The organism is Mycobacterium sp. NGS57 (assembly GCF_059812405.1).
Genome location: NZ_JCALCP010000005.1, coordinates 383,874 through 402,156, shown reverse-complemented (window position 1 = coordinate 402,156; position 18,283 = coordinate 383,874). Strand labels below are relative to the sequence as shown.

Annotated in this window: 18 protein-coding genes; 6 read left to right on the top strand and 12 right to left on the bottom strand. The window is 67.0% G+C overall.

The features are described 5' to 3' along the window. On the bottom strand, nt 1–1,401 hold a 1,401-nt coding region (locus tag AC5Y43_RS12740; protein WP_499972817.1), incomplete at its 3' end, for a class I adenylate-forming enzyme family protein. A 114-nt stretch (nt 1,402–1,515) separates the two neighbouring features. Between AC5Y43_RS12740 and AC5Y43_RS12735 the strand changes: the two genes are divergently transcribed. The 3 genes from AC5Y43_RS12735 (at nt 1,516) to AC5Y43_RS12725 (ending at nt 4,632) form a co-directional block, all read left to right on the top strand. Then, nucleotides 1,516–2,046 (top strand): nuclear transport factor 2 family protein, encoded by a 531-nt coding sequence (locus AC5Y43_RS12735; protein ID WP_499972890.1) that lies wholly within the window; start codon nt 1,516–1,518, stop codon nt 2,044–2,046. Nucleotides 2,047–2,164: 118 nt separating this feature from the next. Next, the gene (locus tag AC5Y43_RS12730; protein WP_499972887.1) at nt 2,165–3,397 is read left to right on the top strand and encodes a CaiB/BaiF CoA transferase family protein; all 1,233 of its coding nucleotides are present in this window, start codon (nt 2,165–2,167) and stop codon (nt 3,395–3,397) included. Then, nucleotides 3,394–4,632, top strand: coding sequence for a cytochrome P450 (locus AC5Y43_RS12725; RefSeq protein WP_499972814.1), 1,239 nt, complete (start codon nt 3,394–3,396; stop codon nt 4,630–4,632). The genes AC5Y43_RS12730 and AC5Y43_RS12725 overlap by 4 nt, the downstream gene beginning before the upstream one ends. On the opposite strand, the gene AC5Y43_RS12720 is transcribed toward AC5Y43_RS12725, so the two are convergent. The 8 genes from AC5Y43_RS12720 to AC5Y43_RS12685 are packed head-to-tail and all read right to left on the bottom strand — an operon-like array spanning nt 4,619 to nt 11,331. Beyond that, entirely contained in the window at nt 4,619–5,221 is a 603-nt protein-coding gene (locus AC5Y43_RS12720) for a TetR/AcrR family transcriptional regulator (protein ID WP_499972812.1), read from the bottom strand. The two genes, AC5Y43_RS12725 and AC5Y43_RS12720, sit on opposite strands and share 14 nt — an antisense overlap. Nucleotides 5,222–5,237: 16 nt before the next feature. Continuing rightward, a complete protein-coding gene (locus AC5Y43_RS12715; RefSeq protein WP_499972810.1) occupies nt 5,238–6,407 on the bottom strand; it encodes a lipid-transfer protein in 1,170 nt (389 codons plus the stop codon). After that, a complete protein-coding gene (locus AC5Y43_RS12710; RefSeq protein WP_499972808.1) occupies nt 6,404–6,856 on the bottom strand; it encodes a MaoC family dehydratase in 453 nt (150 codons plus the stop codon). Before AC5Y43_RS12710 ends, AC5Y43_RS12715 begins: the two co-directional genes overlap by 4 nt. Then, on the bottom strand, nt 6,853–7,953 hold the full coding sequence (locus AC5Y43_RS12705; RefSeq protein WP_499972807.1) for an acyl-CoA dehydrogenase family protein: 1,101 nt from the start codon (nt 7,951–7,953) through the stop codon (nt 6,853–6,855). Before AC5Y43_RS12705 ends, AC5Y43_RS12710 begins: the two co-directional genes overlap by 4 nt. Nucleotides 7,954–7,974: 21 nt before the next feature. Then, a complete protein-coding gene (locus tag AC5Y43_RS12700) occupies nt 7,975–8,388 on the bottom strand; it encodes a Zn-ribbon domain-containing OB-fold protein (RefSeq protein WP_499972804.1) in 414 nt (137 codons plus the stop codon). Beyond that, nucleotides 8,388–8,963, bottom strand: coding sequence for an FAS1-like dehydratase domain-containing protein (locus AC5Y43_RS12695; RefSeq protein ID WP_499972800.1), 576 nt, complete (start codon nt 8,961–8,963; stop codon nt 8,388–8,390). Before AC5Y43_RS12695 ends, AC5Y43_RS12700 begins: the two co-directional genes overlap by 1 nt. Next, a complete protein-coding gene (locus tag AC5Y43_RS12690; protein ID WP_499972796.1) occupies nt 8,960–10,159 on the bottom strand; it encodes an acyl-CoA dehydrogenase family protein in 1,200 nt (399 codons plus the stop codon). The genes AC5Y43_RS12695 and AC5Y43_RS12690 overlap by 4 nt, the downstream gene beginning before the upstream one ends. Continuing rightward, nucleotides 10,159–11,331: a cytochrome P450 gene (locus AC5Y43_RS12685; RefSeq protein ID WP_499972885.1), complete on the bottom strand. Its 1,173-nt coding sequence runs from the start codon at nt 11,329–11,331 to the stop codon at nt 10,159–10,161. The genes AC5Y43_RS12690 and AC5Y43_RS12685 overlap by 1 nt, the downstream gene beginning before the upstream one ends. Before the next feature lie 260 nt (nt 11,332–11,591). Between AC5Y43_RS12685 and AC5Y43_RS12680 the strand changes: the two genes are divergently transcribed. After that, nucleotides 11,592–13,052, top strand: coding sequence for an aldehyde dehydrogenase family protein (locus AC5Y43_RS12680; RefSeq protein ID WP_499972795.1), 1,461 nt, complete (start codon nt 11,592–11,594; stop codon nt 13,050–13,052). Beyond that, nucleotides 13,049–15,418, top strand: coding sequence for a CaiB/BaiF CoA transferase family protein (locus AC5Y43_RS12675; protein ID WP_499972794.1), 2,370 nt, complete (start codon nt 13,049–13,051; stop codon nt 15,416–15,418). Before AC5Y43_RS12680 ends, AC5Y43_RS12675 begins: the two co-directional genes overlap by 4 nt. On the opposite strand, the gene AC5Y43_RS12670 is transcribed toward AC5Y43_RS12675, so the two are convergent. The 3 genes from AC5Y43_RS12670 to AC5Y43_RS12660 form a co-directional block, all read right to left on the bottom strand. Beyond that, entirely contained in the window at nt 15,415–15,882 is a 468-nt protein-coding gene (locus AC5Y43_RS12670; RefSeq protein WP_499972793.1) for a MaoC family dehydratase, read from the bottom strand. The two genes, AC5Y43_RS12675 and AC5Y43_RS12670, sit on opposite strands and share 4 nt — an antisense overlap. Then, on the bottom strand, nt 15,879–17,072 hold the full coding sequence (locus AC5Y43_RS12665; RefSeq protein ID WP_499972791.1) for an amidohydrolase family protein: 1,194 nt from the start codon (nt 17,070–17,072) through the stop codon (nt 15,879–15,881). The genes AC5Y43_RS12670 and AC5Y43_RS12665 overlap by 4 nt, the downstream gene beginning before the upstream one ends. Nucleotides 17,073–17,159: 87 nt before the next feature. Next, nucleotides 17,160–17,795 carry a cysteine hydrolase family protein gene (locus AC5Y43_RS12660; protein ID WP_499972790.1) on the bottom strand — a complete coding sequence of 212 codons (636 nt, stop codon included), beginning with the start codon at nt 17,793–17,795 and terminating at the stop codon, nt 17,160–17,162. Nucleotides 17,796–17,845: 50 nt separating this feature from the next. Between AC5Y43_RS12660 and AC5Y43_RS12655 the strand changes: the two genes are divergently transcribed. After that, complete coding sequence (locus tag AC5Y43_RS12655; protein ID WP_499972789.1) at nt 17,846–18,283, top strand: nuclear transport factor 2 family protein; 438 nt, start codon at nt 17,846–17,848, stop codon at nt 18,281–18,283.

Here is an 18,283-nt window from a genome sequence, read left to right as displayed (position 1 = left end):
GCCGTCGTCGCTGTCGGCGCCGACGACATACGCCTCGAGGACGCCGTCGCAATCGGCCAGCGCCAGTTCGACTTCCCCGGGTGTGACGTTGGTCCCGCCACCCGTCTTGATCAGATCGCCCAGCCGGCCGGTGAACCGGATCCAGCCGTCGTCGTATCGGACACCACAGTCGCCCGTCCGGTAGTAGCCGTCAGGAGTGAACACCTCTTCGCGCTCACGCTTGTGCAGGCGCTGCATCAACGAGTAACCGCGAACCCAGATCTCGCCGGGTGTGCCCGCAGGCACCGGCAGTCCCGTCTGGGGGTCGACGAGCACATGATGCAGCCCTTCGATAGGCAGACCGCCGGTTTCGCACCGATCGGGGGGCTGCGGCAGATACGGGTCGACCCCGAGGTGATTGCCACACAACTCCGTCATGCCCAGGCCGCTAGAGCCCTTCGGCTGACGCTCTGGTGGCACCATCGCGGGCATGCTGGTGCGTTGCACCGAGCTCAGGTCGCGTGCGGGAAATTCGGGATGCTCGGCCAGCGTCTTGCCCTGCTGCGGCCAGCCCAGCGTGATCGTCGCGCGGTGGCGCTCCATCAATTCCAGCGCTTCTGCTGCGTCGAACGCGGGTTGGGTGACCAGTGTCGCGCCGTGGTGGATCACCGCGAGTAGTCCTGTGATCAATCCGCCCACCCAGAAGAAGGGCATGGCGGTGAACATCACGTCGTCGTGGGTGACGCCGTACATGAGCGTGAGATTGTAAGTGTGCCGTACGAGTGTGCCCTGGCTGTGCACGGGCCCCTTCGGGTCACCGGTACTGCCCGAGGTGTAGATGATCATCACGTCATCAGCCGGTGTCACACACGATTCGACGTCGACGAGGAAGTCGACGGCGCCGGCGGAAGCTCCGGCGTCGGCCTGGATCGTTGTCGTCCAGGCCCGATCGGATCGTCCCCACACCGCGACAGTCCGCAGGAACGGGGCTTTACGGACCGCAATGCGGCCTGGGTCGCGCTGATCGGCCAATCCCGGCAACGCCTCCTCGAGGACCGCCAGAAAATCTTGATTGCGGAATCGTGGCCAGGCCAGAATCGCCCGGAGGTCGGCATGGCGTGCGGTCCAAGCCAGTTCGGACGCCTTGTAGAAAGTGTTGAGCGGAACGGCGACCGCGCCGATGCGTGTGGTGGCAAACCAGGCCAGTGCCCAGTCGAGGCTGTTGGGCATCAGGATCCCGATGTGATCGCCCTTGCCGACACCCTCGGCCAGCAGGGCAGTCGCCAGCGCGGCCGAGCGCCGGTCGAGATCCGCGTAGGTCAATTCCTGTCCGCTGGCGATCAGGAAGGGCTTGTCCGAAAAGTGTGCCGCGCCAAACCTCACCAGTGCGGGAATCGTGGGCGAGATGTGCGGGAAGGGCATGAGGGCAGGATAGTAGGCTTTCCGGAATGCGAGAACTCTAGTTCTCATTCCTCGACTCCCGCCTAGAATTCCGCCATGGCCACAGAATTGGCGGGCCCGCCCGCCGGCGACCGGTTGGACCGGGTGGAGTCGAGCCTCGCGATCAGCCAGCTGCCCAGCAGGTACGCGATGGCCCTCGACGCGCGTGATCTCGACGCGCTGGTGGCGTTGTTCGTCGACGATGTCGATGCGGGCGCGGAGGGCCGCGGACGGGATGCGTTGCGACGTTGGTACGACCGCGTGCTGCGGAGGTTCTACCGCAGCATCCACCTCATCTGCGGTCACCAATTCGACTTCGTCAACGCCGACCACGCGATCGGATCGACCTACTGCCGGGCCGAACACGAGGACGGCGACGGGTGGTACGTGATCACCATGCGCTACGACGACGTCTACGAGCGCCGCGCGGGCCAGTGGTGCTTCGTCCAGCGGCGGGAGCATCCCTGGTACTCGGTCGACGTGACGGAACGCCCGGGACCCGAGTTCATGCGCTGGCCGACCGACATCAAGTTGCGCGCGGCCATGCCCCAGCGGATGCCGACGTGGCGGGCCTTCTGGGCCGACGGCGATCCGGCCCTGCCCGAACGGCTGTCGGCAAGCCCATAACGTGCGCGGGTCACCGGCGGGCGCGGTTTACAAATCCGCGCAGAACTGACATTCTCGATTAGTGCAAATAGGCGTTATCGCCGTTGCTGCCCTGTCGGTGCGCTCGCACCTACCACCACTGGAGGCCGTGATTTCCGTCGACAAAGTGCTCACCGGCGTGCGCGTGCTCGAGGTCGCCGCGTGGACCTTCGTTCCGTCGGCCGGCGCCGTGCTGGCCGAATGGGGCGCCGAGGTCATCAAGGTCGAGCCCCGTGAGGGCGGCGACCCGCAGCGCGGCCTCGTCACGATGGGCATCGTCGACGAGGGCGGCGGCACGGTCAACTACATGATCGAGATTCCCAATCGCGGGAAGAAGTCGATCGGCGTCGACCTGACCACCCCGGGCGGCCAGGAGGTCATCCGTAAGCTCGCCGCCACGTGCGACGTCTTCCTCACCAGCTACCTGCCGAGCCGCCGCAAGAAGTTCGGCATCGACGTCGACGACATCAGGGCCGCGAACCCGGGCATCGTCTACGTGCGTGGATCGGGCCACGGCCCGAAAGGCCCCGATTACGACAAGCCCGGCTACGACGGCGTCTCGTACTGGGCGCGCGGCGGCATCGCCACCGTGCTCACCGAGGACGGCGACGAGTTGGTGCGCTCGCGGCCCGCCTTCGGAGACCTGCTGGGGGGCATGACGATCGCCGGCGGGATTGCGGCCGCGTTGTACAAAAAGGCGACCACCGGGCAGGGGTCGGTTGTCGACGTGTCCCTGCTCGGGCTGGCGGCCTGGAACCTCAGCCCCGACGTCGCGGTGAGCCAGATCCACGGGGGCAGCTCCCTGCCGAACTACGGCCACGCCGACTCGCCCAACCCGTTGGTCGGAAGCTACCGCACCAAGGACGGCCGCTACGTCCAGCTGATGATGCTGCAGCTCGACAAGTTCTATCCCGAAGCGATGCGCGCCATCGGCCTCCCCGAGCTGATCGACGACGAGCGATTCGCCGATCCCGCATCGCGATTCGCCAACCGCACGGAACTCATCGCGCTCATGGACGAAGTGTTCGCCCAATGCACGCTCGCCGACTGGCGCGAACGGTTGGCGGGGATTTCCGGGGCGTGGGGCGTGGTGCAGACGCCGGGCGAGCTGTGCGACGATCCAGCGGTGACCGCCAACGGCTATGTCGCCAGCACCACGACGATGAACGGCGCGCCGTACTCGTTGCCCACCAACCCGGTCCAGTTCGACGAACACGCCGTCGTACCCGCGGGGGCACCCGAGCACGGACAGCACACCGAAGAAGTGTTGATGGAGGCAGGCATGGACTGGGACACCGTCGCGCGCTATAAGGAGACCGGAGCGATCCTATGAATGCGACGGCGCCGCAGACCGTTTCCGGTGATCCTGCCGAATTCGACCCGTTTTCTCCGGACTTCTTCAACGGCGCGTTCGACACCTACCGGCGCCTGCGCGACGAGGCCCCGGTGTACTACAGCGCCAAGTGGGACTTCTGGGCCCTGACCCGCTACGAGGACGTCGCGCCCGCCACCAAGGACCACGAGACCTTTTCGTCGGCCAAGGGTGCGACGCTGGACATGGTGCAGGCGCACGACGACGCGATACCGGTGCCCAAAGTGATCATCTCGATGGACCCGCCCGAACATCAGAAGATGCGCCGGCTGGTGAGCAACGTGTTCACCCCGCGCGCCATCGGCGCGCTGGAAGATATGGTGCGGGAAAAGGTCTACGAACGCGTCCACGCGCTGGATCCGTCGGCTTTCGACGTGGTGGCCGATTTCTCGGCGTTGTTTCCGAACGAGGTCATCACCACCATGCTGGGTGTGCCCGAGCAGGACCGCGACCAGATTCGGGTCTGGCTCGACCTGCTGCTCGAGCGCCGTCCCGGTGAGATCGCCACCACCCGAGAGGGCTTCGAGGCGTCGACGAAAACCGGGATCTACTACTACAACCTGGTGCAGCAGCGCCGCGCCGAGCCCCGCGACGACATGATCAGCCGGCTCATCGAGACCGAGCTCGAGCGGGACGGTCAGGTGGAGAAGCTCACCGACATCGACATCACCGGTTTCGCGACGATGCTCGGGGGAGCGGGCGCCGAGACCGTGACCAAGCTCGTCGGCAACGCCATGGTCGCGTTCGCCGACTTTCCCGACCAGTGGCAGAAGCTCCAGCGGGACCGCAGCAAGATTCCCGCGGCGGTCGAAGAGCTGTTGCGCTACGAGGCGCCGTCGCAGTACCAGGTCCGCACGGCTACCCGCGACGTGATGTTGCACGGCACGGTAATCCCCGAAGGCAGCGCCGTGCTACTGGTCACGGGCTCGGCCACGCGCGACGAGCGGATGTTCCCCGATCCCGATCAGCTGGACATCGACAGGGAGCGCCGGATGGGCTTCAATCTCGCGTTCGGGTACGGGATACACAGCTGCCTGGGAGCAGCGCTGGCGAGGATGGAGAGCCGCATCGCGCTGGGGGCGCTGCTCGACCTTCTCCCCGAATACGAAGTCGACAGAACGGGATTGCGGCGGGTGGCGATGTCCAACGTCTGCGGGTGGTCCAATGTGCCCGTGCGCAGGGTTAGCGCCTCCTGAGCCGGCCGTCCAGAAAGCCCCGCACGGCAAAGCCGCGGACGAAATCGGCGACCGCGTCGTCGTCGCCCATGTCGAGGTGCGGCGACGGAGTTGTGAACAGCGAGAACAATATTCGCGCGAACCACTCGGTCGCGGCCCGGACGTCGAGGTCGCTGCGCACCTCGCCGGTCAGACGCGCTGCCGACACATACGGCGCGAGGAACTCGCCGCATTCCCGCAGTAGAGTCGACGCGTTCTTGGTCAACATCAGGTTGACCTCCTCCCGGTCGAAGTAGGTCTCGGGCTCCACCACCCGGCGGGCCTGGGTGACGAAGACACCGGCCCGGACAAGCTTTTCCTCCAGCGTGCTGCCGCCGTGGCGGTCGATCGCCGTGGCCAGCTTGCGGTAGAAGCTCTGCGAGCCCACCTCCGCGCAGGCCTCGACGATCGTCTCCTTGTCCCGGAAGTACTCGTAGAAGGTGCTTCTGGACACGTCCGCGGCGCGGGCGATGTCGACGATCGTCGTCTTCCGCAATCCGTGCGTGCGGAAGCAGGCGAAGGCTGCCGAGATGAGCACCGCGCGGGTGTCGACCGCCGTCGCGTGCGTCATCTGAACCATTCCCTGCTCAGTGGTCGGGTGCGAGGATCAAGCCGCTCGTTGGGACGCCCGTGCCCGACGTGACAAGCACGTGTTCGACGTCGTCCACCTGATTGTGCGACGTGCCCCGCACCTGACGGACGCCTTCCGTGATGCCGTTCATGCCGTGGATGTAGGCCTCGCCGAGCAGTCCGCCGTTGGTGTTGATCGGCATGCGGCCGCCCAGCGACAACTCGTCGACCGAGACGAAGTCCTTGGCCTCCCCGCGACCGCAGAACCCGAGCTCCTCGAGCTGGGTGAAGACGAAGGGCGTGAAGTGGTCGTAGAGGAACGCGGTCGAAATGTCTTGCGGTTTCAGCCCCGAATTGCGCCACAGCTTGCCGCCGACCACCCCCATCTCCGGTAGGCCGGTGATCTCGTCGCGGTAGTAGCTGGTCATCACCTCGCCGTCGTAGGCGGCGCCCTGAGCCGCGGCGGTGATGACGGCGGGTGGCTTGGCCAGGTCTCGCGCCCTCTCGATGCTCGTCACCACCATGGCGACGCCGCCGTCGCTTTCCTGACAGCAGTCGAGCAGCCTCAGCACCGGCTCGATGATCCACCGCGATTGCTGATGCTGCTCAAGGGTTATCGGCTTGCCGTAGAACCAGGCGTCGGGATTGTTCGCGGCGTGCTTGCGGTCGATCACGGCGATCTTGCCGAAATCGGCGTTGGTGACGCCGTACGTCGTCATGTAGCGCTGAGCGTGCAACGCGACCCAGGCCGCGGGCGTCATGAACCCGAACGGCGCATAGGGTGCCATCCACAGCGGCGTCACGCCCGGCTGGCGGCCGGCGCCGCCGAAGCGAAAGCCCGAGCGCTCGTTGAACGCGCGGTAACACACCACCGCCTCCGCCGCGCCCGTCGCGACCGCCATCGCCGCCTGCATCACGGTTCCGGCGGCCGCCCCGCCGCCGTGCGGGACCCTGGTGAAGAACGTCAGGTCCCGGATCCCGACGTTGCGGGCGACCTCGATCTCCTCGTTGTCGTCGACGCTGAAGGTGACCATGCCGTCGATGTCGGCGGGCCGCAGCCCGGCGTCGCCGATCGCGGCTTTGACCGCCTCACAGGCGAGTTGCATCTCGCTGCGGCCCGACTCTTTGGAGAATTCCGTTTGGCCGATCCCGACGAGGGCGGCCCTGCCGCCGATTCCGTCGCTCACGCATCCACACCTTCGAGCAGGCTGAGCACGGCGGTGCCCGTGACGTGGTCGCCGAGGCCGTTGGTGCCCTTGAAGGTGACCTCGATGAGCCCTTCGCCGTCGCCCGACGATTTGTCCGTGACGGATCCCGTGAAACGCAACGGGTCGTTCGGGTAGGCGGGGACACCGAGACGGATGGACAGCCTTTTGACCATCGCCTCGGGGCCCGCCCAGTCGTGCAGGAACTTCACGCACAGCCCGTTGGTCGTCAGGATGTTGAGGAAGATGTCCTTGGAGCCTTGGGAATTGGCGAAATCGCGGTCGTGGTGCACCGGCATGTAGTCGCGGGACGCGATGGCGCCGGCGACGATCAGGGTGGTGGTCACCGGGACGTCCAACGGGGTGACTTCGTCGCCCACGTTGATCGAATTCCACGCCAGCGTGGTGGTGCGGTTGACGGTGGAGGTCATTTGCGTCCTTCCGGGTATGCGGCGCCGAGCCGGGCGAGTTGTTGGGGGGCCGATCCCAGCGACAGCTCGATCTGCTTGGCCCACAAGAAATACCGATGCAGCGGGTAGGTGATGTCGATGCCGATGCCGCCGTGGACCTGTTGGGCCGACGCGGCGACGCGCGCTCCGGCTTCCGCCGCCCAGAACTTGGCAATGGCCGCCTCGCGGGTCGCGGGCCGGCCCTCGGCTATCAGCCACGCCGCGTGCCAGGTGGTCCAGCGGATCGCTTCGACGTCGATGAACGCGTCGGCCAGCCGCTGCTGCACGGCCTGAAACGAGCCGATCGGTCTGCCGAACTGCTCGCGTTCGCTGGTGTAGGACGCGGCGATCTTCAGCGCGCGTTCGGCCACCCCGGCCTGCATCGCGCACAGCCCGACGAGCGCCCGGGTGTACAGCGAGGCGACCGCGTCCGCACCGCCGAGCCGCCGTCCGGGGGCGCCGGCGAGTTCGATGTCGGCGCAGGGTTCGCCGTCGGTGGTGGTCGCCGGCGTGACGACGACGCCGTCGGACGACGTATCGACGACGAATAGTGCCGGACCGTCGCCGTCGTGCGCCGAGACCACGATGGCGTCGGCCAGCTGCGCCGCGGGTACCAGCTCCTTGCCGCCGGTCAGACTCCACGCGTCGCCATCGGCCCGGGCGGCGGTGCGTGGCGCGGTCGGGTCGGAATTTCCCGGTTCGGCGAGTGCACCGGTCAGGATCGTGCTTCCGTCCACCACCTTCGGCAGGTATCGCTGCTGGATGTCCGAGTTGCCGTGCCGCGCAAGCGTATCGGCGCCGAGCAGGAGCGTCGCATAGACCGGGACCGGCGCGACGCTCCGGCCGACCTCGGCGAGCAGCACGCCGAGTTCGAGGAAGCCCCCACCACTGCCCCCGACGGTTTCGGGCAGCGCGATGCCCAGCAAGTCCGACGACGCCAGCTCGGCCCAGAGCGCGGGATCGTGGCGGAGCCCGCCGGATTCCAGGTCGCTGAGATGCTCGGCGGTGGCGCGGTGCTCGAAGAGCTGGCGGGCCACTTTGCCGACGGTTTCTTGTTCTTCGGTGAAGGAAAAGTCCATGCTCGCTTGCTGCCTCGCCTGTCAGCGCGCGGGCCGGAACTGGTGCAGCACCAGTTCGTCGCCGCTCGGGATTGCTTCGAACTTCTCGTAGAAGACCTCGACGGGCAGCCCGACGTCGATCGCCGCGGGCTCGATATCGCACAGGTTCGACACGATGCGCACGCCCTCGTCGAGCTCGATCAGCGCCACCACGTACGGATACTGCAGGAAGGGCAGCGGTGGGTACTGCGGCATCACGAAGCTGTAGACCGTGCCGCGCCCGGTCGATTCGATGGAATCCCACTTGAGCGACTGGCAATTCCCGCACATCGGGCGGGGCGGCACCCGCAACGTCGTGCAGTCTGCACACCGCTGGATCAGCAGCTTGTGCTCCTTGAGGCCCGTCCAGAAGAATTCGGTGTCCGGGCTGATCGATGGGGCAAGTCTGTTGGCCATCAGTCCCCAGCCGTTCCGGCGGGGGCCCCACCCGTCTTGAATCGCAGCGTGCGGAACCACTGGCGGCCGATGACTTCGCCGTCCTGATCGCGGTAGGTGGTCACCCAGGTGACGAAGAATCCGTTGCCCATCGCGGTCGTCTTCTCGTCCGAGATCGAGTCGAAAACCGTCTCACCGGTGATCTCGTCACCGACGCGGGGATAGCGTTCGATCTCGAACTCCGAGTTCGTCGCGATGATGCCCGTGTAGCCGGCGTCGGAGAGGAATTGCAGCGGGTTGGTCTTGATTTCGATCGGCACGCCGCCGCGTTCGTGGATGCCGGCGAGCTTGGGCGGAGGCATCGTCCAACTCTGCAGCATCACCGGCGGGGAAACCAGGGCACCGTAGCGGGAGTTCTCCGCGAACTCGGCATCGAGGTAGGCGGGGTTCATGTCGTCCAGCGCGTACGCCCAGTGCCGGATCATCGCGGCGTTCACCGGATCTGGGGCGCGCGACGGCCTGCCGACCCCGTCGGTGGGCGTCCCGATCAGCGCGTCGAGGCGCTCGCGCAGTCCGTCTTTGTTCAGCTCTGTCACGTGGATTTCCCCTTTCCGTCGGCGCGCACGTCTCGGGGTGCGCGCGGCATCCCGAGACCGGCCATGGCAATGATGTCGCGTTGGAGCTCGTTGGCCCCGCCGCCGAATGTGTTGATGACCGCCAGACGGTACGCGCTTTCCAGTTCGCCCTTGAGCGGGCCCGCCGAGCCCTTGCGCACCCCGGTCTGCCCCACGACTTCGAGCAATTCGCGGGCCACCTGTTGGGTGAGCTCGGTGCCGAATACCTTTGCCGCGGAGGCCTCGCCCATCCCGAGCGCACCCGAGCTCATCGTCGCGTTCACCCGCAGGTTCAGCAGCCGGTAGGCGGCGACCTGCGCTTCCACCCGCGCCAGCGCCTGTTGCGCCCAGGGCTGGTCGATGACCATGCCGTCGTCCAGCGGTGTGGTGGACGCCCAGGTGAGCGTCTTGTGAAACAGCGGCTCGAGCGCGCCGAGGTTCCCGAGGGCGGCGCGCTCCAGGTTGAGCTGGTTGGTCACCAGCGTCCAGCCCTGGTTCTCGCCCAGCACGATCGCGCTCTCGGGCACCCGCACGTCGTCGTAGAACGTGTAGTAGGTGGACACGCCCGGCATCGTGGGCAGCGGTTTCCAGGAGAACCCCGGCGAGTCGGTCGGCACGATGAACAGGGTGATTCCCTTGTGCTTCTTGGCATTCGGGTCGGTGCGCGCCGCCAGCCAGACGTAGTCGGCGAACTCCGCACCGCTGGTGAACATCTTCGAGCCGTTGATGACGAACTCGTCGCCGTCGCGCACCGCGCTGGTACGCAGCGACGCGAGGTCGCTGCCGGCGCCGGGCTCGGAGTAGCCGATCGCGAAATCGACGGTGCCCTTGAGGATTGCGGGCAGGAACTTGGTCTTCTGCTCGTCGGTACCGTACTGGATGAGCGTGGGGCCCACGGTATTCAAGGTGACAAAGGGCAACGGCGCGTTGACCCTGCGCGCCTCCTCGGAGAAGATGTACTGCTCCAGCGCGGTCAGGCCGCCACCGCCGTATTCCACCGGCCACGCGACACCGAGCAGTCCGGCGTCGCCGAGCGCCCGCCTGCACTCGCTCATGGCGGCGCCGCCCTCCATCAGCCCGGCGACGGCGGCGCGGCGCTCCGGGGTCATCACCGCCTCGAGGCGGGCCCGGTAGTCCTGTCGAAGCTTTTCCTGTTCGGGCGTGTAGTCGAAGTCCATCAGTTGCCGGCTCCCAGCCGGATCGGCATGCGCTTCACACCGGGTACCATGGTGGCGCGAAGTCGGGTCACGTCACCGGTGAGCTCGATCGTCGGATACGCGCCGAGCAGCACCTCGAACATCACCCTGGCCTCCAGGCGCGCGAGTTGGGCGCCGAGGCAGGCGTGCTCACCGGCCCCGAAGGCGATGTGTGGGTTGGGGTTACGGGTGATGTCGAACTCTTCGCAGGTGGGGCCGAAGATCTCCTCGTCGCGGTTGGCGGCGCCGTAGAGCATGACCACGGTGTCGCCGGCCTTGATCTGCTGGCCGCGGATCTCGACGTCCTCGGTGGCGCGCCGGGCCATGTGGGTGACCGGGCTGGTGAACCGCAGCATTTCCTCGACCGCGCTGGGCAGCAGCGACGGGTTGGAGCGCAGCAGCGCGAACTGGTCGGGGTGATCGATCAGCGCCAGCGTGCCCAACGCGATGAGGTTGCGGGTGGTTTCGTTGCCGGCGACCAGCAACAGGAAGGAGAAGTTGAGCAGATCGGCGTCGGTGAGCCGTTCGCCGTCGACCTCGGCGGCGGCCAGGATGCTCAGTAGGTCGTCCTGCCCACTGACCTCGCCGGAGCGCCGAGCGGCGATGAGCTTGGTGAAGTATTCGTAGAGCTCGCCGAGCGCGACCATCGAGTCCAGTTCGATGTCGGGGTCGGCGGTGCCGACCGCCGCGTCCGACCAGGCGCGGAACTGCTCCCAGTCTTCGGGTGGGGCGCCGAGCATCTCGGCGATCATCCGGGTGGGAAGCGGTGCGGCGATCTCCTCGGCGAATTCGTAGTCCCGCGACGGGTCGACGCCGTCCACGATGTCCTTGACGATCTGGCGCACCTTGGGCTCCAACAATTGCACCTGGCGGCGCGTGAACCCGGAGTTGATGAGCTTGCGGAGCTGCCGGTGGCGCGGCGGATCGGTGAAGATCAGGTTGCCCTCCTGAACCGGTTCGGGCTGGGCGGGATCCGGGATGGTGATGCCCTTGGTCGACGAGAAGGTCAGCGGGTGTCCCGACACGTAGCGGACGTCCTCGTACTTCAGCAGCGCCCAAAAGTTCGTGACGTCGTTCCACACGACGGGCGTGGTGTTGCGAAGTTCCCGGTAGGCCGGGTACGGGTCGCCGGAGTAGAAGTCCGGTGAGTGCAGGGGGACAGTAGTTGTTGGCACCGCACGCCTTCCTCGACACTGAGAGACTGGCCGGACAGATCATATAAGAATGTCCGTTTCCATGCTGTCTACCGTAGCGTCGACATGCGTGTCAATCGCGGCCTATCTGGCTAAAAATTGCGTGGATCGCCCGTTGACGGCGATGTTGTCGCGGTGTACACACAGTTTGAGTATGTAAGCTCTCTCGGTGGTGTCGCCTGCGCCGCGCCACGATCATGCAGTCAGGAAGGCGGGCAGTGATGGCTGGGTCGGGTTCTCTCCTCGACGCTTACGGGCACTACATCGACGGCCAGTGGACCGAGCCGGACAGCGGGCGCTACGACGTCGTCAATCCCGCCACCGAGACGGTGATCCAAACGGCGCCCGATGCGAGCGTGGCCCAGGTCCAGCGGGCGGTCGCGGCGGCGCGGTCGGCTTTCGACACGGGTCCGTGGCCCCGGAGCGAGCCCGCCGAACGGGCCCGCTGCCTGCAACAGCTCAGCGACGCGCTGATGGCCAGGGGCGAGGAGATCTACGCCCTAGCGCAGGCCGAATGGGGCTGTGCGGCAAACGAACGGCTGATTCACGTCGACGGTCCGGCGTTCATGGTGGGTCATGCCGCCGAGCTCGCCACCGAGCCCGCCGAGGTGCCGATGGATGCGTGGGGAGCGGCGGGCACCACGTTGTTGCGGTACGAGCCCCTCGGCGTAGTGGCGGCCATGACGCCGTGGAACTTCCCGCACACCCTCAACGTCATGAAGCTCGGGGCGGCGCTGGCGGCGGGAAACACGCTGGTGCTCAAGCCCTCGCCGCTGACGCCACTGGCGGGCCTGGCGTTGGCGCGAATCATCGACGAGGACACCGACATCCCCGCCGGCGTCGTCAATGTCGTCACGCCGACCGGCGTCGAGGCCAGCAAGAGCCTGACGCTGGATCCCCGGGTCGACATGGTCAGCTTCACCGGCAGCTCGGCCGTCGGGCGCGACGTGATGGCCGGCGCTGCGACCACGATGAAGCGCGTTTTGCTCGAGTGCGGAGGCAAGTCCGCAACCGTGCTGCTGCCCGACGTCGACGTCACCGACGAACTGTTGGAACGGTTGCTGTTCGAGGGATGCACGATGCACGCCGGTCAGGCCTGCATCCTCAACAGCCGGTTGCTGGTCCCCGGTGCGATGCACGACGACGTGGTGGACCGCCTCGCCGCGCTGTCCCGGGAGGTGGTGATCGGCGATCCCGTCGACCCGGCGGTCACCATGGGACCGTTGATCAGCCGCGAGCACCTCGACCGCGTCGAGGGATTCGTCAAACGCGCCGAGGCAGACGGTGCCACCGTCGTGGCCGGAGGGGCCCGGCCGAAGGACCCCGGCGGCGGATTTTACTTCGAGCCAACGATACTCACCGATGCGTCGGCCGACTCCTACATCGCGCAGGAGGAGGTGTTCGGTCCCGTGCTGACCGTGCTGCGGTATCGCGACGACGACGACGCGGTGGCTATCGCCAACAACTCGGCCTACGGACTCGGGGGAGCGGTGTGGGGGAGCGACGTCGATCGCGCCGTGGGCCTCGCCCGCCGGATCCGGACCGGACAGGTGTCGATCAACGGCACGATCCCCGGCGACGCGCCGTTCGGGGGCTTCAAGCAGAGCGGAATCGGCCGCGAGGGCGGGGTGATGGGGCTGCGGGCCTACATGGAGCCCAAGGCGATCGGGGTGCCTGCGTGACTGGATCGTTGGCGGGGTTGCGCGTCGTCGAGTTGGCCTCCGAGATCGCCGGGCCCTACTGCGCGAAGCTGCTCGTCGATCTCGGCGCCGACGTGTGCAAGGTCGAGCCTCCAGCGGGCGACCCGCTGCGCGAGTGGCGTACCGGCAGCGGGCTGTTCGAGTATCTGAACGCCGGGAAGCGCGGCGCCACAGTCGATCTCGGGCACGCGGAGAACGTCGCGGCTCTGCACGAAATGATCGCCGAAGCGGACGTGTTGGTCGAAGACCTGCCCGCGGGCGCGCCCGAGCGCGGGGAGTGGGGCTTGGACGCGGGCACGCTGGAACGGGTCAACGCGAATCTCGTGGTGGTCAGAATCTCGAGCTTCGGCCAGGACGGTCCGCTGCGCGACCGGGTGACGACCCCACTGACCCTGCAGGCCGCGGCGGGGTGGGTCAACCTGCGCGAGCCCGGCCGCGCACCGGTGCAGGCCGGCGCCCGGATCCCGGAATACATCGCGGGCGGGTACGCGGCCCTCGGCGCGCTGACGGCGCTGCGCGTCGCCGCGGCCGGAAGCGACCGGCCGGTCGAGGTGGACGTCTCGATGTTCGAATCGCTGTTGTCGACGCTGCCCTATCCCATGCTGATGGCCGCGCGCCTGAAAAGCCTTGGCCTGCCGACCAATTCCAAAGCCGCGCCGATGCTGGGTATCGTGCACGCCGCAGATGGATGGATCGGGATCAACTGCCTGACCGGCCAGCACTGGCTGGACGTCTGCGCCATGGTCGGGTTGCCCGAGTTCGGCGAGCATCAGCTCGCGATCATGCTGGGGGGTCCCGAGCGCGACGAGTTTTTCGCCAAGGCCCAGCCCTTCCTCGATTCGATGCCCGTCGCCGACCTGGTCGACCTGAGTCAGGCCATGCGCATACCCGCGGCGCCGGTCAGCGACGGCGACACCATCCTGCGGTGTCCGCAATACGCGGAGCGGGGATTCTTTGTCGAGGCGGCCGCCGGCGCGGGGCGATTCACCAGACCGGGCCCGCCATTCCGGCTGTCCAAGACGCCGGTCCCGGCGCCGGCACCCGCCCCCGGCCTGCGGACCGACGCGGTGCCCGCATGGAGCGAACGCGGCGCACACCGCCGGGGGCACGACATACCCAACCCATCGCTGCCGTTCGCCGCGTTGAAGGTGTTCGACCTGACCACCTTCTGGGCGGGCGCGTACCTGACGTGTTACCTGGGCGCGTTCGGCGCGGACGTGATCAAGGTCGAATCCATCCAGAGACCCGACGGGCACCGCTACTCGGGTTCGCTGCTGCGTGAGGGCGACGACTGGTACGAGCGCGGGCCACTATGGCAGGGAACAAATCTCAACAAGCGCGACATCACGCTTGATCTCACCTCCGTTGCCGGTCGCGAGCTGGCGCTGCGGCTGGCCGCCGAAGCCGACGTGGTGGTGGAGAACTTCTCGCCGCGCGTGGTCGAGCACTTCGGGCTGGACTACGACTCCATCGTGAAGGTTAATCCCGGCGTGATCATGGTGCGGATGCCGGGATTCGGACTGGAGGGGCCGTGGCGCGACTACGTCGGCTGGGCGCTGAACATCGAACAGGTGTCCGGTATGTCGGCCGCGACCGGTTATGCGGACGGGCCGCCGTGCAACCTGCAGGGGCCCGCCGACCCGATCGCCGGCGTGCACGCCTGTGTCGCGCTGCTGGCCGCGCTCGAACACCGGCGGGCTACCGGTGAGGGTCAGCTCATCGAGGTCGCGCAGATCGAGGTCGGGGCGGCCGTCAACGCCGAGCCCGTCATCGAGTACTCGCTGTCGGGATCGGTGCTGCCGCGCGAGGGAAACCGCCACCGCGAATACGCTCAGGGCGTCTATCCGACCAGCATCGCCGACCAGTGGGTCGCCCTCTCGGTGCGCGACGACGCCGACTGGCGCGCCGTATTGGACGTTGTCGATCGTGCTGACCTACGCGACGACCCGAGGTTCGCGACCGCGGAATCCCGTCGGGCCAACCATGACGAATTCGACGAGACACTGGCGGATTGGACATGCACGCAATCCCCCGACGAGCTCGTGGCAACGCTGGCCCGGCGCGGCGTCCCCGCGGAACGGCTACTTGCCGCCGACCGGATGTACGACGTCGAGCAGCTCGACGCGCGCGGCTTCTATCAGAACCTGGACCATTCGATCACCGGCCGGCATCGGTTCCCGGGCTGGCCCTTTCGCATCTCGCCGGGTCCCGCGCACCATCACCGGACGGCCGCGCCGACGCTCGGGCAGCACAACGCCGAGGTGCTGGGAGCGCTCGGGCTCTCCGAGGCGGAGATTGCCGCGCTGCGCGAACAACACGTCATCGGCGAACGCGTGCTGAATGCTTAGGCGTCGACCATCGCGGCGATGGTGTCGACGACACACGCTGGCCGGTCGGACCCATCCACCTCGACGGTGACGCGCACCGTGGCCCGGCCGCCGGTCTCGTTGCGCTCCACCTTCAGCAGCTCGGCGCCCGCCCTGATGCGGGATTCGACCGGGACCGGGGCCGGGAACCGGAGCCGGTCGACGCCGTAGTTGACCTGCATCGACAAGCCCGTCACGCGGTAAATCTGTTGCACCAGAATCGGAACCAGCGACAGCGTCAGGTAGCCGTGCGCGATGGTCTTGCCGTAGGGGCCAGCGGCCGCCTTCTCCGCGTCGACATGGATCCACTGCCGGTCCCCGGTCGCCTCGGCGAACAGGTCGATTTCCTTCTGGGTGACCCGATGCCAGTCGCTGTACCCGAGGTGCTCGCCGACGTGGGCCTCGAAGCCGGCGACCCCGTCATACTCCGTCGGAGTTTGGGTCATGCCGGAACCTTGAGCCCCAACTGCTCAATGGCGTTGCCGCCCATGATCTTCGCCGTGGCAGATTCCGAAACGCCGGCGAGCCGGTCGACGAAACTCAGCGGGTCACCGATGCCCTCGGGGTGCGGGAAGTCGGAGCCGAACATCACATGGTCCTCGCCCATGATCTCGATGATTCCCTTGAGGTCGTCTTCCAGGAACGGATGGATGTAGATGTTTCGCTTGAACACCTCGACGGGATGTTCGTCGAACTCCTTCGGCATGATCTTGTACGCGGTGTTGAGCTGCTCGAGCAGGTTGCGCACCCACCCGCTGCCGTTCTCGACGCACAGGATCTTCAGGTCGGGGAAGCGCGACAGCGCGCCGTGGCAGACCATCGCGGCCAGGGTGTCCTCGATGGCCCGGTGGCCCATCACGACCTCGCGCAGCGCACTCGGCTTGAAGGACAGGTACTCGTCGCCGCCCTCCCACTCCATGAGGTGCTTTTGGTAGCCGCTGTCGGAGGCGTGCATGGTGACCGGCATGCCGGCGTTGACGACCTCTGCCCAGAACGGGTCGAACTCCGGCAAGCCCATGGAGCGCGAGCCGCCGAAGCGGCTGGGCACCGGTGCGGGGCGGACCAAGAACGTCTTCATGCCGCGCTCCAGGCCCCAGTGGAATTCCTTGATGGCCTCGTCCACCAGTGGCAGGCAGACGACGGGGGTCGCGAAGATCCGGTCGTGGTAGTTGAACGTCCAGTGCTCGTGCATCCACTCGTTGAGCGCATGGATGATCGCGTGGGTGAGGATGACGTCGTCGGTGGTGCGTTCCTCGATGAGGCTGGCGAGGGTCGGGTACATCACGCACTGGTCGATGCCGAGCTCGTCCATCAGTTCCAGCCGGGGCGCGGGCGCTTGGTACGCGGGGATGACATCCATTGCCTCACCGACGAATTCGCGGAAGTTCAGGCCTTCGGGGTTGTTGCCCAGAAAGTAATCCTCCGCGCTGCCCGGCCTGGCCACCCGCGCGAACGTCGGGTTCGGGATCATGTGGCTGATGTGGTCCTTGACGACCAGTTTCGGCCGGCCGTTGACCTCGACATAGCCGACCTTGCCGCGGTGCTGCTTCGGCAGGTACTTCGTGAGGGCGTCCGTCGTCTCGTACATGTGGTTGTCGATGTCGAAAACCGGATACGGCAAAGACCGGGGAGACATGGGGCTTTCCTCCTGCGCAGCGAATATGAGCATTTACGCTAAGTGAGAACGACGTTATCACCATAGTCCCGCCACATCCAGATCGGGTCAGGGGGTGCGCAGCTCGTTCCATGCCTCGACGACGGCATCGGTGGTCGTCACGGTAGCGAGCAGGGACAGCGTGTTGTCGATGATGGACTCGGCGTACTCCCGCGGATACCCGCTCACCGCGTCGCGCGGCAACACGAACTGATAGCTGCGATTCACCGCGTCCATCACGAAGTTCTGAATGGCGATGTTGACCGAAACACCCACTCCCACAATGGTCCTGATGTTCAGGTTCCGCAGCACGGAGTCAAGGTCGGTGCCGGTCATCGGCCCGACCCCGTGCGTTCGGGTGAGCACGAGGTCGCTGGGTAGCGGACCGAGCTCGGGCAGGACCGATGCACCCGGGCTGCCGGGGGTCAGGTCGGAAGCGAACGACTTCCCGGCCATGAACAGCCTGGCGTTGGTGTTCGAGCCACGGTTGTCGGCCCGCTTCTCGATCAGGCAATGCACGACCGCGACGCCCGTGGCCCGGGCGGCGCCGAGCAGCTTGGCGATGTTGGGAATCGCTTCGCGGCGGGCTTCCTCGGCCAGCAGCGGCAGGCCGGCTTGCGGACCGATCACCCCGCCCTGGCACTCCTGGGTCACGAGTGCGGTGGTGGCGGGATCGAGCAGCTCCCGGAGGCTTGGTTGCGGCATGAGAATACACGTTATCGTGTGCCAGAACGCGAATTCCACGAGGAGGCTCGATGCGGGTTTGGGAACTCGAGGTGCGGGAGTCGGTGCGCCAGACGTTGGCCGATTACACCGCGGCCACCGATCGGTTCGACCTCGCGGCGCTGGCGGCGTGCTTCGCCGACGACGGCGTCTTGGAATTCCCCGGCGGTGCCGAACCGCTGACGGGACCTGCGAACATCGAGGCGGGCCTCGGCGCCGCGGTGACCCGGCCGGGCGGGCCGGCGCGCCGGGCACCGACGCACGTGCGCCACCACGTCTCCAGCGTCCGGTTCGCCTCGGTGACCCGCGAGAGGGTCGAGGTCGGTAGTTATTTCGCCGTCCACACCGACATCGGACTCGATCATTGGGGCCGCTACCGCGACGTACTCGTCCCCGTGCACGATCGGTGGCTGTTCACCCAGCGCCGGATCAGTGTGGACGCCTTCGCGGCGAATAGCCTGATGGCCTGA

What these genes read in the sequence shown, in the direction of transcription:
- AC5Y43_RS12690 (WP_499972796.1), bottom strand. Translation starts at nt 10,159, where the DNA reads ATGGACTTCGACTACACGCCCGAACAGGAAAAGCTTCGACAGGACTAC.
- AC5Y43_RS12720 (WP_499972812.1), bottom strand. Translation starts at nt 5,221, where the DNA reads ATGACGCACGCGACGGCGGTCGACACCCGCGCGGTGCTCATCTCGGCA.
- AC5Y43_RS12665 (WP_499972791.1), bottom strand. Translation starts at nt 17,072, where the DNA reads ATGTCTCCCCGGTCTTTGCCGTATCCGGTTTTCGACATCGACAACCAC.
- AC5Y43_RS12725 (WP_499972814.1), top strand. Translation starts at nt 3,394, where the DNA reads ATGAATGCGACGGCGCCGCAGACCGTTTCCGGTGATCCTGCCGAATTC.
- AC5Y43_RS12660 (WP_499972790.1), bottom strand. Translation starts at nt 17,795, where the DNA reads ATGCCGCAACCAAGCCTCCGGGAGCTGCTCGATCCCGCCACCACCGCA.
- AC5Y43_RS12710 (WP_499972808.1), bottom strand. Translation starts at nt 6,856, where the DNA reads ATGACCTCCACCGTCAACCGCACCACCACGCTGGCGTGGAATTCGATC.
- AC5Y43_RS12705 (WP_499972807.1), bottom strand. Translation starts at nt 7,953, where the DNA reads ATGGACTTTTCCTTCACCGAAGAACAAGAAACCGTCGGCAAAGTGGCC.
- AC5Y43_RS12670 (WP_499972793.1), bottom strand. Translation starts at nt 15,882, where the DNA reads ATGACCCAAACTCCGACGGAGTATGACGGGGTCGCCGGCTTCGAGGCC.
- AC5Y43_RS12655 (WP_499972789.1), top strand. Translation starts at nt 17,846, where the DNA reads ATGCGGGTTTGGGAACTCGAGGTGCGGGAGTCGGTGCGCCAGACGTTG.
- AC5Y43_RS12700 (WP_499972804.1), bottom strand. Translation starts at nt 8,388, where the DNA reads ATGGCCAACAGACTTGCCCCATCGATCAGCCCGGACACCGAATTCTTC.
- AC5Y43_RS12680 (WP_499972795.1), top strand. Translation starts at nt 11,592, where the DNA reads ATGGCTGGGTCGGGTTCTCTCCTCGACGCTTACGGGCACTACATCGAC.